General features: G+C 65.9%; 12 protein-coding genes. 11 read left to right on the top strand and 1 reads right to left on the bottom strand.

Going from position 1 to position 14938, the window contains the following annotated elements:
• Positions 1-87: 87 nt before the first annotated feature.
• Complete coding sequence (gene metH, locus PVZ77_RS09445; RefSeq protein ID WP_273807320.1) at positions 88-3804, top strand: methionine synthase; 3717 nt, start codon at positions 88-90, stop codon at positions 3802-3804.
• Positions 3805-3897: 93 nt separating this feature from the next.
• Positions 3898-5025 (top strand): PQQ-dependent sugar dehydrogenase, encoded by a 1128-nt coding sequence (locus tag PVZ77_RS09440; protein WP_273807319.1) that lies wholly within the window; start codon positions 3898-3900, stop codon positions 5023-5025.
• A gap of 35 nt (positions 5026-5060) precedes the next feature.
• Here PVZ77_RS09440 and PVZ77_RS09435 read toward each other — a convergent pair whose 3' ends face one another.
• Positions 5061-5363, bottom strand: a complete 303-nt coding sequence (locus tag PVZ77_RS09435) for a DUF1883 domain-containing protein (protein WP_133863084.1) — start codon at positions 5361-5363, stop codon at positions 5061-5063.
• Between the two features lie 85 nt (positions 5364-5448).
• Here PVZ77_RS09435 and PVZ77_RS09430 point away from each other — a divergent pair, with 85 nt between their 5' ends.
• The 9 genes from PVZ77_RS09430 (at position 5449) to PVZ77_RS09390 (ending at position 14883) form a co-directional block, all read left to right on the top strand.
• Positions 5449-6477 carry an RNA methyltransferase gene (locus PVZ77_RS09430; RefSeq protein ID WP_273807318.1) on the top strand — a complete coding sequence of 343 codons (1029 nt, stop codon included), beginning with the start codon at positions 5449-5451 and terminating at the stop codon, positions 6475-6477.
• Between the two features lie 100 nt (positions 6478-6577).
• Positions 6578-6982, top strand: coding sequence for a 3-phosphoshikimate 1-carboxyvinyltransferase (locus PVZ77_RS09425; protein ID WP_273807317.1), 405 nt, complete (start codon positions 6578-6580; stop codon positions 6980-6982).
• A gap of 51 nt (positions 6983-7033) precedes the next feature.
• Positions 7034-8056 (top strand): YncE family protein, encoded by a 1023-nt coding sequence (locus tag PVZ77_RS09420; protein WP_273807316.1) that lies wholly within the window; start codon positions 7034-7036, stop codon positions 8054-8056.
• Between the two features lie 149 nt (positions 8057-8205).
• Positions 8206-9060 (top strand): iron uptake transporter permease EfeU, encoded by an 855-nt coding sequence (gene efeU / locus PVZ77_RS09415; RefSeq protein WP_273807315.1) that lies wholly within the window; start codon positions 8206-8208, stop codon positions 9058-9060.
• 41 nt (positions 9061-9101) lie between these two features.
• On the top strand, positions 9102-10256 hold the full coding sequence (gene efeO / locus PVZ77_RS09410; RefSeq protein WP_273807521.1) for an iron uptake system protein EfeO: 1155 nt from the start codon (positions 9102-9104) through the stop codon (positions 10254-10256).
• Positions 10253-11545 carry an iron uptake transporter deferrochelatase/peroxidase subunit gene (efeB, locus tag PVZ77_RS09405; protein ID WP_273807314.1) on the top strand — a complete coding sequence of 431 codons (1293 nt, stop codon included), beginning with the start codon at positions 10253-10255 and terminating at the stop codon, positions 11543-11545. The genes efeO (PVZ77_RS09410) and efeB overlap by 4 nt, the downstream gene beginning before the upstream one ends.
• Before the next feature lie 21 nt (positions 11546-11566).
• A complete protein-coding gene (gene efeO / locus PVZ77_RS09400) occupies positions 11567-12382 on the top strand; it encodes an iron uptake system protein EfeO (protein WP_273807313.1) in 816 nt (271 codons plus the stop codon).
• Between the two features lie 358 nt (positions 12383-12740).
• Entirely contained in the window at positions 12741-14399 is a 1659-nt protein-coding gene (locus PVZ77_RS09395) for a nitrite/sulfite reductase (RefSeq protein ID WP_273807312.1), read from the top strand.
• Positions 14383-14883, top strand: a complete 501-nt coding sequence (locus PVZ77_RS09390) for a DUF934 domain-containing protein (protein WP_273807311.1) — start codon at positions 14383-14385, stop codon at positions 14881-14883. The genes PVZ77_RS09395 and PVZ77_RS09390 overlap by 17 nt, the downstream gene beginning before the upstream one ends.
• Positions 14884-14938: the final 55 nt, after the last annotated feature.

Here is a 14938-nt window from a genome sequence, read left to right as displayed (position 1 = left end):
TCATCATGGCCCGCCGCCAATGCCGGAGCAGCTGCCGGCTTTTGCTATGCTGCCACCCTTTGTCCAGCGTCTCTTCATCTCTGTGGAATGCCCATGACCGATCGCAGCTCTCGCCTCGCCGCCCTCCGCCACGCCCTCGCGCAGCGCATCCTCATCCTCGACGGCGGCATGGGCACCATGATCCAGAGCTATCGGCTGGAGGAAGCGGACTACCGCGGCGAGCGCTTCGCCGACTGGCCAAGTGACGTCAAGGGCAACAACGACCTCTTGCTGCTGACCCAGCCGCGGATCATCGCCGAGATCGAAAAGGCCTACCTGGACGCCGGCGCCGACATCCTCGAGACCAACACCTTTAATGCCACCCGCGTCTCTCAGGCCGACTACGGCATGGAGGAGATCACCTACGAACTGAACCTGGCCGGCGCCCGGGTCGCCCGTGAAGTGGCCGATGCCAAGACCCTGGAGACCCCGGATCGGCCACGCTTCGTCGCCGGGGTGCTCGGCCCGACCAGTCGGACCTGCTCCATCTCTCCGGACGTCAACAATCCCGGCTACCGCAACGTCACCTTCGATGTGCTGGTGGAGAACTACACCGAGGCCACCCGTGGCCTGATCGAAGGCGGCGCCGACCTCATCCTGATCGAGACCATCTTCGACACCCTCAACGCCAAGGCGGCGATCTTCGCCGTCCAGGGCGTATTCGAGGAGGTCGGCATCGAGCTGCCGATCATGATCTCCGGCACCATCACCGACGCCTCCGGCCGTACCCTGTCGGGCCAGACCACCGAAGCCTTCTGGAACTCGGTGCGCCACGCCCAGCCGCTTTCCGTGGGCCTCAACTGCGCCCTGGGGGCCAAGGAACTGCGGCCCTACGTCGAGGAACTGGCGACCAAGGCCGACACCTTCGTCTCCGCCCACCCCAATGCCGGCCTGCCCAATGCCTTCGGCGAATACGACGAAAGCCCCGAGCAGATGGCGGCGGTGGTCGAGGAATTCGCCGCCAGCGGCCTGCTCAACATCGTCGGCGGCTGCTGCGGCACGACGCCGGCGCATATTCAGGCCATCGCCGAGGCGGTCGGCAAGCATGCGCCGCGCCCGTTGCCGGAAATTCCCAAGGCCTGCCGCCTCTCCGGCCTGGAACCCTTCACCATCAGCCGCGAGTCGCTGTTCGTCAACGTCGGCGAGCGCACCAACATCACCGGCTCGGCCAAGTTCGCCCGCCTGATCCGCGAAGAGAATTACGCCGAGGCCCTGGAAGTGGCCCAGCAACAGGTGGAAGCCGGCGCCCAGGTCATCGACATCAACATGGACGAGGGCATGCTGGATTCGAAGGCGGCCATGGTCACCTTCCTCAACCTGATCGCCTCCGAGCCGGACATCTCCCGGGTGCCGATCATGATCGACTCCTCCAAGTGGGAGGTGATCGAGGCCGGGCTCAAGTGCATCCAGGGCAAGGGCATCGTCAATTCCATCTCCATGAAGGAAGGCGTCGAGTCCTTCATCCATCACGCCAGGCTGTGCAAGAGATACGGCGCGGCGGTGGTGGTCATGGCCTTCGATGAAGACGGCCAGGCCGACACCGAGGCGCGCAAGAACGAGATCTGCGCGCGCTCCTACGACATCCTGGTCAACCAGGTCGGCTTCCCGCCGGAAGACATCATCTTCGACCCCAACATCTTCGCCGTGGCGACCGGGATCGAGGAGCACAACAACTACGCGGTCGACTTCATCAACGCCTGCGCCTATATCCGCGACAACCTGCCCTACGCCCTGACCTCGGGCGGCGTGTCCAACGTCTCCTTCTCCTTCCGCGGCAACAACCCGGTGCGCGAGGCCATCCACTCGGTCTTTCTCTACCACGCCATCCAGAACGGCCTGACCATGGGCATCGTCAATGCCGGCCAGCTGGAGATCTACGACGAGATCCCGGCCGCGCTGCGCGAGCGGGTCGAGGACGTGGTGCTCAACCGCACCCCGGCCGGCACCGATGCCCTGCTGGCCATCGCCGACGACTACAAGGGCGGCGGTGCCGTCAAGGAAGCCGAAACCGAGGAGTGGCGCGGCCTGCCTGTGGGCAAGCGGCTGGAGCATGCGCTGGTCAAGGGCATCACCACCTATATCGTCGAGGACACCGAGGAGTGCCGCCAGCAGTGCGCGCGCCCCATCGAGGTCATCGAAGGTCCGCTGATGAGCGGCATGAACGTGGTCGGCGACCTGTTCGGCTCGGGCAAGATGTTCCTGCCCCAGGTGGTCAAGTCCGCCCGGGTGATGAAGCAGGCGGTGGCCCACCTGATCCCCTTCATCGAGGCGGAGAAAGGCGACAAGCCCGAGGCCAAGGGCAAGATCCTCATGGCCACGGTCAAGGGCGACGTCCACGACATCGGCAAGAACATCGTCGGCGTGGTGCTGGGTTGCAACGGCTATGACATCGTCGACCTGGGCGTCATGGTCCCGGCGGAAAGGATCCTGCAGACCGCCATCGCCGAGAAGTGCGACATCATCGGCCTGTCCGGCCTGATCACCCCCTCGCTGGACGAGATGGTCCACGTCGCCAAGGAAATGCAGCGCCAGGGCTTCAGCCTGCCGCTGATGATCGGTGGCGCCACGACCTCCAAGGCCCATACCGCGGTCAAGATCGAGCCGCAGTACAGGAACGATGCCGTGGTGTATGTCACTGACGCTTCCCGCGCCGTGGGCGTGGCTACCCAGCTGCTGTCCAAGGAACTCAAGGCCGGCTTCGTCGAGCGTACCCGCGCCGACTACGTCGAGGTCCGCGAGCGCACCGCCAACCGCAGCGCCCGCACCGAACGCCTCTCCTACGAAAAGGCCGTGGCCAACAAGCCGGCCTTCAACTGGCTCGGCTACAAGGCACCCAAACCGACCTTTACCGGTGCCCGGGTGCTGGAAGACATCGACCTGGCGGTACTGGCCGAATACATCGACTGGACCCCCTTCTTCATCTCCTGGGACCTGGCCGGCAAGTATCCGCGCATCCTCACCGACGAGGTGGTGGGCGAAGCGGCCACCGCGCTGTTCCACGACGCCCAGGCCATGCTCAGCAAGCTGATCGACGAGAGGCTGATCAAGGCCCGTGCCGTGTTCGGCTTCTGGCCGGCCAATCAGGTGCGCGACGACGACCTGGAAGTCTATGGCGAGGACGGCCGGCCGCTGGCCACCCTGCACCACCTGCGCCAGCAGACCATCAAGCCCGAGGGCAAGCCCAACCTGTCCCTGGCCGACTTCGTCGCGCCCAGGGAGAGCGGCGTCACCGACTACATGGGTGGCTTCATCGTCACCGCGGGCATCGGCGCCGAAGAGCTGGCCAAGGATTACGAGCGCAAGGGCGACGACTACAACTCGATCATGGTGAAGGCCCTGGCCGACCGCCTTGCCGAGGCCTGCGCCGAATGGCTGCACGAGCAGGTGCGCAAGGAGCACTGGGGCTATGCCGCGGACGAGACCCTGGACAACGAGGCCTTGATCCGCGAGCAGTACAAGGGCATCCGCCCTGCTCCCGGCTACCCGGCCTGCCCCGATCACACCGAGAAGGCCACCCTGTTCAAGCTGCTGGATCCCGGGGCCAGCTTCAACGAGGCCGGTCGCAGCGGCGTCTTCCTCACAGAGCACTACGCCATGTTCCCCGCCGCCGCCGTGAGCGGCTGGTACTTCGCCCATCCCGAGGCCCAGTACTTCGCCGTGGGCAAGATCGACAGGGATCAGGTGGGCAGCTACACCGAGCGCAAGGGCCAGGAGCTGGCGGTGACGGAGCGGTGGCTGGCGCCGAATCTGGGGTACGACAACTAGCCTGGCAGACGCCTCAGGTAACAAAAACGCGGCCCTTTTCGCGGGCGTCCCTACTAGGGTGTAGGGACTTCCATCGACGAGGACCGCGTGCCCATGAAAGGCCTTACCCTAGCCGCCGGCAGTCTCCTGCTCGGTCTCGCCACCCTGAATGCCAGTGCCGCGCCCCAGGTCCTGAGTGAAGCTCAATGGCCCTTCACCGCCACGCCACGGGCCACCCTGGATGCGCCCTGGGCCCTCGCCTTCCTGCCCGACGGCACCGCGCTAGTCACCGAGAAAGGCGGCGTCCTCAAGCACCTGAACGTACAGACCGGCAAGGCCCAGGACATCAGCGGTGTGCCCAAGGTGGTCGCCGCCGGCCAGGGCGGGCTGGGCGATGTCATCCTGCATCCCCAATACGCCAGCAACGGGCTGATCTACCTGAGCTATGCCGAAGCGAGTGAGGACGGCACCCAGGGTGCTGCCGTGGCGCGGGCCAAGCTGACCTTGAAAGAAGACGGCAGTGGTTCGCTCGGCGAGCTCAGGGTGATCTGGCGGCAGACGCCCAAGGTCACTGGCAACGGGCACTATGGCCATCGCATGAGGTTCGGCCCGGACGGCAAGCTGTGGATCACCTCGGGTGAGCGGCAGAAATTCACCCCGGCCCAGGACATGAGCGGCAACCTGGGCAAGCTCATCCGCCTCAACGACGATGGCAGCACGCCTGCGGACAATCCCTTCGCCCAGCAGGGCGGCGTGGCGGCACAGGTCTGGTCGCTCGGCCACCGTAACCCGCTGGGCATCGCCTTCGATGCCCAGGGCCGGCTGTGGGAACAGGAAATGGGTCCCCAGGGCGGTGACGAGCTGAACCTGATCCAGCGCGGCGGCAACTACGGCTATCCCGAGGTCTCCAACGGCGACCACTACGGCGGCAAGCCGATCCCGGATCATTCCACTCGCCCGGAATTCGTTCCGCCAAAGATTACCTGGACGCCAGTGATCTCACCGGCCGGATTGATGATCTACGAGGGCAGCCGCTTCCCCGCCTGGAAGGGCAACGCCTTCATCGGCGGGCTGTCGTCCAAGGCGCTGGTGCGGATCGAACTCAAGGGCGAAGAGGCTCGCGAAGTGGAGCGCTATGCCATGGGCACGCGCATCCGCGACGTCGAGGAAGGCCCCAACGGCAGTCTCTGGATCCTGGAAGACGGTGCCAAGGCACGGCTGCTGGAGTTGCAGCCGAAATAGCCACCAGGATCACCCAGGGACGGGTGACCGCGGTCTCAACGCAGCTCGGAAGGCGAGCGACGGACGATCTTGATCGAATGCTTGATCTCGGGCTTGCGGGTCACGCTGATCGGCCGCTTGGTGACGGTGTCCAGGGTGATGTTCCAGAAGCCGGTACTGGGTACCGTGATTCGCGCCGGAAAGGTATCGAAGGCACCGCCGTGGTAGGAGTGGCGGCCACCGTTCTTGAAGCTGCGGAAATTGGCATCGTTCATCAGGCGGATGTTGCACACCCCCGAACTCTGGATGACGACCAGGTCGCCCTCGTTGAGATGCTCGCGCTGGTGGATGAACTTCATGACGGGTCCTCGTCTTGCAAAGGACTAGGATAGCATCCCTGCCCTGTCCTATTATCGCCGCCCGCCCTCGACCGGCCCTTTTCCCATGCGTATTTCCGATGTCGTCCAGTTGCTCGCCGATGCCGGCGCCAAGCCCAAGCACAGTGCCCGGATCCTGCGTGCCTGGTGCCAGGGGCTGCCCCTGGACACCGGCACCCGGCGGCAGCAGGCGGAGAACTTTCTGCCGCTGGACGTACGCAACGCCATCCCGGCGCTGACCGAGCGCCTGGAGGGGCTGGCGCGGGTCACCTCGGCACATCCCGGTGCCGACGGTTCGGCGCGGATGCTGGTGACCCTGGGCGATGGCCAGGCGGTGGAAAGCGTGCTGCTGCCGCGCGACGGACTCTGCGTGTCGTCCCAGGTGGGCTGCGCGGTAGGCTGCGTCTTCTGCATGACCGGCAAGAGCGGCCTCCTGCGCCAGGTGGGCAGCGCCGAGATCGTCGCCCAGGTCGCCCTGGCGCGACGCATCAGGGCGGTCAAGAAGGTGGTCTTCATGGGCATGGGCGAGCCGGCACACAACCTGGACAACGTGCTGGAGGCCATCGACCTGCTGGGCACCGCCGGCGGTATCGGTCATCGCAACCTGGTGTTTTCCACCGTCGGCGATCCGCGGGTGTTCGAACGACTGCCCCAACAGACGGTCAGGCCGGCCCTGGCGCTGTCGTTGCACAGCACCAATACCGAGCGTCGGGCCCGTCTGCTGCCCAAGGCGCCTCGCTACGAACCGGGCGAGCTGATCGAACAGGGTGAAGCCTATGCCCGACTGATCGGCTATCCGATCCAGTACCAGTGGACGCTGCTCGCCGGCATCAACGACAGCCAGGACGAGATGGACGAATTGCTGCGACTGATGAAGGGCAAGTACGGCGTGCTCAACCTCATTCCCTACAACAGCCTGGAAGTGGACGACTACCAGCGCCCCGACGGCGAGCGCATCGTACAGATCGTCCGCTACCTGCACAGCCGCGGCCTGCTGACCAAGGTGCGCAATTCCGCAGGCCAGGATGTCGATGGCGGTTGTGGCCAGTTGCGCGCCCGGGCGGAGGTGCTGCGCCCCGTACGCGTCGGCGCCTGACCGATCATCCTGCGCGTGGCCCCGCCCATCAGTTGCGGCTGAACGCCAGGCCGGGCGCCCCCTCAGAGTGCACTCGCACCATTCAGAGGGAAGCTTTTCCATGCAGGATCGCATCAAACGCCACGACCCCTTCATCGCCGGTCTGAAGGAACGCCTGCCCGAAGAGCTGCGTGAATCCTTTACCGACGAGCAGCTGGAAGCCCTCAAACTGGCTTTCGGCACCCGCAGCTGGGGCAAGCACAGCGTCGATCTGCGCGGCACCGTCAAGTTCTGGCACCGCCGTTACTACTTCGTCTTCCTCGCCGGTCGCAACTACCGTCAACTCTCGCGCCTGGAGCAGGAATTGTCCCTGCTCGGCAAGGCCACGGTGCTGGCGGTGATCCTGCTGGCCTGCGGCCTCGTGGGTCTGCTGCTGCTCTATCTGCTCAAGTCCGCGCTGGGCATCGACATCTTTCCCGACTACTCCTTCGGAGTTTGGACCTGGTTCAAGGGTCTATTCGAGTAGCACGGATTCGCTCGACCCTGGCAGGGAGGCTTGCCCCTTGGGAGACCGTCCATGCCCCACCTGAATCGCCGTCAGACACTCGGCCTGCTGGCTGCCAGTGCCGCCCTGCCCCTGCTGGGCGGCTATCCGCTCCACGCCTTCGCAGCGGGCGATGAATACCTCGCCCTGGTCGAGAAGGAAGCTCCCGGCATCGGCTTCTATCGCCTGGCCGATGGCAAGCGCGTCGGCAGCCTGGAATTGCCCGAGCAACCCCATGAGATCGTCGCCGACCGCCAGGGTCGCTATGCCTATGTCGGCCAGTATGGCGTCAAGAGCTGGCAGGCGCCTGGCGAGGGCGGCCACCAGGTCAGCGTGATAGATCTCGCCGAGCGCCGCCTGGTGAGGTCCATCGACCTGTCGCCCTATCACCGCCTGCACGGCATGCGCCTGGACGACCAGGGTCGCCTCTATGTGCTCAGCGAGACCGACTCGCTGCTCATCCGCTTCGATCGCCCCGCCACCGCCGAATCGCCCAGCCAGATCGTCCCGGTCGGCGGGACCCGCAGCCACTACTTCGTACTGACCCGTGACGGCCACCGTGCCTATGTCGCGGACACCTTGAGCGGCCTGGTGATCCTGGTGGACGCGCACAATCCCGCCGTGCTGCCGGTGAAGAAATATCTCGGCCAGGCGCCGGAGGGCTGCTGCCTGAGTCCGGACGAGCGTACCTTCTATGTACTCGACCGTTTCGCCGGCATCCTCCATGCGCTGGATGCACGCGACCTGGCGCCGATCCGCCAGATCAAGCTGCGTGGCGAAGCGGTACGGGTAGCCCCCCTGCCCGATGGCCGCCTGCTGGTATCCAATCTGGCGGACAAGAGTCTTTCGCTGCTGCGGCCTGACACCCTTGCCGAGGTAGCCTATATGCCCATGGGCAGCGCGGTGCCCGGACTCAACCTCGATCCCCGCGGCGAGCGGCTGTTCGCGGCGCTGGAAGACAACCAGCTGGCGGTGGTCGATCTGCGCAACTGGCGGGAGATCCGTCGCTTCGCCACCGGCAAGGCACCGGATACCGCCGTGGTCTTCCAGGCCTGACGCGCGCCTGCACCCCGATCCGCTGCCAACCAGTCGGCGGATCCACAAGGCACGAGAATCATCCGCATTTAACAATCCGAATCATTGTGATACAAATCACCGACCTCCGGGCGCCTCTGCGCCCTTAGCTTCCGTCGGTGATAGCTTTCATGCTCGTTCCCTTTCTGATCATGCTCCGCGAAGGCATCGAAGCGGCGCTCATCGTTGGCATCATCGCCAGCTATCTGCAGCGCACCGGGCGTGGCCACTGGATGCCCGCCGTCTGGATCGGTGTGATGCTGGCCGCCGCCCTGTCCCTGTTCGTGGGCGCCGGGCTGCAACTGGCCAGCGCCGAATTCCCGCAGCGTCAGCAGGAACTGTTCGAAGCGGTAGTCGGCCTGGCGGCCACGGCCATCCTCACCTCCATGGTGTTCTGGATGCGCAAGGCAGCGCGCTCGATCAAGACCGAACTGCACGACTCCCTGGAAAACACCCTGTCCGCCTCGCGCAACCAGGTCTATGCCCTGATCGGCATGGTCTTCCTGGCGGTGGCCCGCGAGGGCCTGGAAACCGTGTTCTTCCTGCTCGCCATCTTCCAGCAGAGCGCCGGCCCCGGTGCGCCCCTGGGGGCCCTGCTGGGCCTGATCATCGCCATCGCGGTGGGCTACGGCCTCTATACCGGCGGCGTGCGACTGAACCTGGGCAAGTTCTTTCGCTTCACCGGCCTGTTCATCCTCTTCGTCGCGGCCGGCCTGTTCACCAACTCGGTCAAGGCGCTGCATGAAGCCGGCCTGTGGAATTCGCTGCAGCAGGTGCTGTTCGACTGGAGCCACGTGCTGCCCGCCGACGGCCCGGTCGGCACGGTGCTGGCCGGCATGTTCGGCTACCAGGACACCCCGACCGTGAGCACCCTCGGCGCCTATCTGCTGTTCCTGGCGGTCACCCTGCCACTGTTCTTCCGCACCCCGGCGCCGCCCCAGCGCCCTGCCATAACCTCCCCTGCCTCGCTGGAGCGCCCGTCTTGAACAACGCCAACCCCCATTCGCCGAAGCAGGGCTCCACGGCCATGCGCCTGGCGGTGGTCGGCTCCGCGACGCTATTGATCGTCGCGGCTGCCGCCTTCTATTACGCCTCGCGTTCTGCAGGCGAGCGTCACGCAACCGTGGCCGACGGCGAAATCAAGGTCGACATCCTGGCCAATCGCTGCGAGCCCAACGCCCTGGAAGTGCCGGCCGGGCCGGCGCGCTTCCGTATCGTCAACCGCTCGGACCGGGCGGTGGAGTGGGAAATTCTCGATGGCGTCCTGGTGGTCGAGGAGCGCGAGAACATCGCCCCCGGGCTAAGCCAGGTCATCAATGCCACCCTGGCCCCCGGCGACTACGCCATCACCTGCGGTCTGCTGAGCAATCCGCGGGGCACGCTGAAGGTACTCCCGACGGCCGCTTCGGAAGCCGCCAGCAAGGCGGGCCCGACCCTGACCCAGTTCGTCGGCCCGCTGTCGGAATACCGCGTCTACCTGAATCAGCAGAGTCGCCTGTTGCTGCAGGGCATCGGCACCCTGCAGCAGGCCCTGGCCGCGGGCGACCTGGAGCAGGCGCGCGCCGCCTATGCGGCTGCCCGCCTGCCCTACCAGCGCCTGGCGGCGACCGCGCAGCGCTTCGCCGAACTGGACAATCGCCTCAACGCCCGCGCCGACTACTACGAAAAGCGCGAACAGGATCCGGCCTTCGGTGGCTTCCATCGCCTCGAACAAGGCCTCTTCGCCGGCAACAGCACTCGGGACCTGGAACCGGTGGCCACCCGCCTGCAACAGGACGCCGCCGCCCTGCGCGATGCCCTGCTCGGCCAGTCGCTGCCGCCCGAGCAACTCAGCGGCAACGCCGCACGCCTGCTGCACAACCTGGCCAGCACCCGGATCTCGGGCGAGGAAGAACGCTACAGCCAGCTCGTCCTGCCCGGTTTCGCCGCCAATCTGGATGGCACCCGCAAGGTGATCGAGTTGCTGCGCCCGCTGCTCGGCAAGGGTCATCCCGAGCTGCAGCAACGCCTGGATACCCAGGCCAACGCCTTGGCCGCGGCCCTGGGCGATGTCCAGCGTCCCTACGCTTCTCTTTCCCCTGACGACCGCCAGCGCATCGCCGCCGCGGCCCGGGCCCTGGCCGACTCCCTCGACCAGGTCGCCCCGGCCCTCGGCCTGGCCGCGACCAGGACCACGCCATGAAGAAGTCCGCTCCCGATCAGCCCAATATCGACCGTCGCCGCCTGCTGGGTGGCCTCGGCGCTGCCGGCGTGGCCCTGGCCGGTGCCGGGCTCTGCCCGATGCACGCCAGGGCGGCCAGCACCGCCGAGGTGACCCGTGCCCCCGGCAGCGCCAATACCCACCAGCGCCAGGCGTTCCTTGGCCGGCACCAGAGCGGCATCGTCACCCCACGGCCGGCGGCCGGGATGGTCGTGGCCTTCGATGTGCTGGCCAGTGATCGTGAGGACCTGGAACGGCTGCTGCGTACCCTCGACGAGCGCATCCGCTTTCTCATGCAGGGCGGCCCGGTACCGGAGGTCGACCCCAGATTGCCGCCACTGGATTCCGGCATCCTCGGCCCGGTGGTGACGCCGGACAACCTCACCATTACCGTCTCGGTGGGCGAGTCGCTGTTCGATGACCGTTTCGGCCTGAGCTCGGTCAAGCCGCGCCAGCTGCAGCGCATGACCGGCTTTCCCAATGACGCCCTGGAAGCGGACTGCTGCCACGGCGATCTTTGCCTGCAGTTCTGCGCCAACACACCGGACACCAACATCCACGCCCTGCGCGACATTCTGAAGAATCTGCCCGACCTGCTGGCGATCCGCTGGAAGCAGGAAGGCAGCGTGCCAGTGCAGGATCCGCCACCCGGACAACCGGCGGAAAGCGCGCGCAACTTCCTCGGCTTTCGCGACGGCTCGGCCAACCCCGATTCCACCGACGCCCAGGCGATGGACCGGATCGTCTGGGTCCAGCCCGGCAGCGGCGAGCCCCCCTGGGCCGCCCAGGGCAGCTACCAGGCGGTGCGCATCATCCGCAATTTCGTCGAGCGCTGGGATCGCACCCCGCTGCAGGAGCAGGAAGCCATCTTCGGTCGGCGCAAGGCCAGTGGCGCCCCCATGGCCGGCGGTCACGAGACCGATGTGCCGGATTACGCCAGCGATCCCAAGGGCAAGGTCACGCCGCTAGACGCCCATATCCGCCTGGCCAATCCCCGCACCGCGGAGAGCCAGCGCAACCTGATCCTGCGCCGCCCCTTCAACTACTCCAACGGCGTGCGCAAGAACGGCCAACTCGACATGGGCCTGCTGTTCATCGCCTACCAAGCCAATCTGGAACAGGGCTTCATCGCCGTGCAGAAACGTCTGGATGGCGAACCCCTGGAGGAATACATCAAGCCCATCGGCGGCGGTTACTTCTTCGTCCTGCCGGGGATCACCGATGCCAAGGACTACCTCGGCCGCAGCCTGCTGGCCGCCGCATCGCTTTAAAACCTCGACAGGAGAAGTCGAATGAAACGCTCGTTCCTCGCCGTTGCCCTCGGTCTGGCCCTCGCCACGCCGGCCTTCGCTGCCAACTCGCCGCTGGATCTGGTCGGCCCCATCTCCGACTACAAGATCTATGTCACCGACAACCTGGCCAAGCTCACCGAGCAGACCCAGGCCTTCACCGCGGCGGTCAAGCGCGGCGACCTGGCCACCGCGCGCAAGCTCTATGCCCCGACGCGGGTCTCCTACGAGCAGGTCGAGCCCATCGCCGAACTCTTCAGCGACCTGGACGCCGCCATCGACTCCCGCGAAGACGATCACGAACAAGGGGTCAAATCCGAGGACTTCACCGGCTTCCATCGCCTGGAGCACGCCCTCTTCACCCAGAACACCACCGAAGGCCAGGGCCCCGTCGCCGACAAGCTGCTGGCAGACGTCAAGGACCTGCAGGCCCGCGTCGACGGCCTGACCTTCCCGCCGGAGAAGGTGGTGGGTGGCGCCGCGGCCCTGATGGAGGAAGTGGCGGCGACCAAGGTGTCGGGCGAGGAAGAGCGCTATAGCCACACCGACCTCTATGACTTCCAGGCCAACGTCGATGGCGCCAAGAAGATCGTCGACCTGTTCCGCCCGCAGATCGCGAAGCAGGACCAGGCCTTCGTCGCCAAGGTCGACAAGAACTTCGCCACGGTCGACAAGATCCTGGCCAAGTACAAGACCAAGGACGGCGGCTTCGAGACCTACGACAAGGTCAGCGAGCGTGATCGCAAGGCCCTGGTCGGTCCGGTCAACACCCTGGCGGAAGACCTCTCCACCCTGCGCGGCAAGCTGGGCCTGAACTAACCGCGGCTGCCAAAACCACTGCGCGTCCGCCAGGCGGGCGCGTGCAGTGCTCGGGAATCCTCATGTACCGATCGTCCACTCGTGCGCGAACCCGGTCCGGTTCCTGCGCGCCGCGCGTAGCCGCCTGACAACCGCTCGTGACGTTTGATCAACCACGGCATTCATAATGCGGTATCCGGCGCCGCCCACCCGCTTTCCGCTTATCGCCGGAATAGATTTATATATAAAGAAACATCGCTTTTAAGCATATAGACCTGCTGCTATCGTGCACGGCCTAGAAAAGTCGTCAGAGCGCCCCCTGGGTGCCCAAGACTTCGATCACGCGCAGCCGTGCGCGCCGCCTGACAGCAGGATGACCATGTACGTTTACGATCAGTACGATCAGCGGATCGTCGAAGAGCGTGTCGCCCAGTTTCGCGACCAGACCCGCCGCTTCCTGGCCGGAGAGCTGGGTGGCGAAGAATACCGCCCGCTGCGCCTGCAGAACGGTCTCTACATCCAGCGCTATGCGCCCATGCTGCGCGTCGCCGTGCCCTATGGCTTGCTGAACACCACCCAGGTGCGCAAGCTGGCGCAGATCGCCCGTGACTACGACAAGGGCTACGCCCACATCAGTACCCGGCAGAACTTCCAGTTCAACTGGCCGGAGCTGGAAGACGTCCCCGAGATCCTCGCCGAGCTGGCCACCGTGCAGATGCACGCCATCCAGACCAGCGGCAACTGCATCCGCAACACCACCACCGACCAGTTCGCCGGCGTCGCCCATGACGAACTGATCGATCCGCGCCCCTGGTGCGAGATCATCCGCCAGTGGTCGACCTTCCACCCCGAATTCGCCTTCCTGCCGCGCAAGTTCAAGATCGCCGTCAACGGCGCCGCCCTGGATCGCGCCGCCATCGAGGTGCACGACATCGGCCTGGAGGCGGTGCGCAACGAGGCCGGCGAGCTGGGCTTCCGCGTGCTGGTCGGCGGCGGCCAGGGCCGTACTCCCCACACCGGTGAATTCATCCGTGAATTCCTGCCCTGGCAGCACCTGCTCAGCTACCTGGAAGCCACCCTGCGGGTCTACAACCGCTACGGCCGCCGCGACAACAAGTTCAAGGCGCGCATCAAGATCCTGGTCAAGGCCCTGGGCGCCGACGCCTTCGCCGAAAAGGTCGAGGCCGAGTGGGCCCACCTCAAGGACGGCCCCATCACTCTGACCGACGCCGAGGTCGCGCGGGTCTCCGCCTTCTTCGTAGATCCGCCCTATGCCGAGCTGCAGGACCAGGACGCCGCCCTCGCCCGCCTGGACGCCGAGCAACCCGGTTTCGCCCGCTGGCGCCAGCGCAACACCTTCCGCCACAAGCGTCCGGGCTATGTCGCCGTGACCCTGTCGCTCAAGCCCACCGGCGTCGCGCCGGGGGACGTGACCGATCGCCAGCTGGACGCCATGGCCGAGCTGGCCGATCGCTACAGCTTCGGCGAGCTGCGCACCTCGCACCAGCAGAACGTCATCTTCGCCGACGTCCGCCAGGACCAGTTGCTGGAACTCTGGCACGCGTTGCGCGAACACGGCTTCGCCACCCCCAACATCGGCCTGCTGACGGACATGATCTGCTGCCCGGGCGGTGATTTCTGCTCCCTGGCCAACGCCAAGTCGATCCCCATCGCCGAAGCCATCCAGCGTCGTTTCGACGACCTGGACTACCTGTTCGACATCGGCGAGCTGGACCTCAACATCTCCGGCTGCATGAACGCCTGCGGTCACCACCACGTCGGCCACATCGGCATCCTCGGCGTGGACAAGAAGGGCGAGGAGTTCTACCAGGTGTCCCTAGGCGGCGACGCCGGCCGCGACGCCACCCTGGCCAAGATCCTCGGCCCCTCCTTCGCCCAGGACCAGATGCCCGAGGTGATCGGCAAGCTGATCAACGTCTACGTCGAGCAACGCACCGAAGACGAGCGCTTCATTGACACCTACCGCCGTATCGGTATCGACCCCTTCAAGGAGCGCGTCTATGCAAAGAATCATTAAGGGCGACCAGCTGGTCACCGACAACTGGCACCTGCTGCCCAAGGACGTCGCCCTGGTAGACGTCCCCAACAGCGACGACGTGATCATCCCGGCCGCCCTGTGGCTGGAGCACGGCCATGCCCTCACCTGCCGCGACGGCAAACTGGGCATCTGGCTGGACAGCGACGAAGAGCCGGAGAGCATTGCCGGCGACCTCGCGCATTTCGATCTGATCGCCATCAACTTCCCGGCCTTCGTGGACGGTCGCGGCTACTCCTATGCCCGGCTGCTGCGCGAACGCTTCGGCTGGACCGGCGAGCTGCGCGCCATCGGCGATGTGCTGCAGGATCAGTTGTTCTTTCTCAAGCGCTGCGGCTTCGATGCCTATGTGGTCCGCGCCGACCGCGATCCGGAAGCGGCCATGGCCGGTCTGCGCGATTTCAGCGTGACCTACCAGGGCGCGGTAGACCAAGCGGAGCCGCTGTTCCGCCGTCGCCAGGCCTGAGCGCCGCGAACGCAAAAGAAAACCCGCCGCGGCGGGTTTTCTTTTGTCCGGCCTT

This window comes from Pseudomonas sp. SHLD1 (assembly GCF_028640935.1).
Classification (GTDB): Bacteria; Pseudomonadota; Gammaproteobacteria; order Pseudomonadales; family Pseudomonadaceae; genus Chryseomonas; species Chryseomonas aestiva.
Note: the sequence above shows the minus strand (reverse complement) of the source record. Positions and strands in the feature narration are given on the sequence as shown.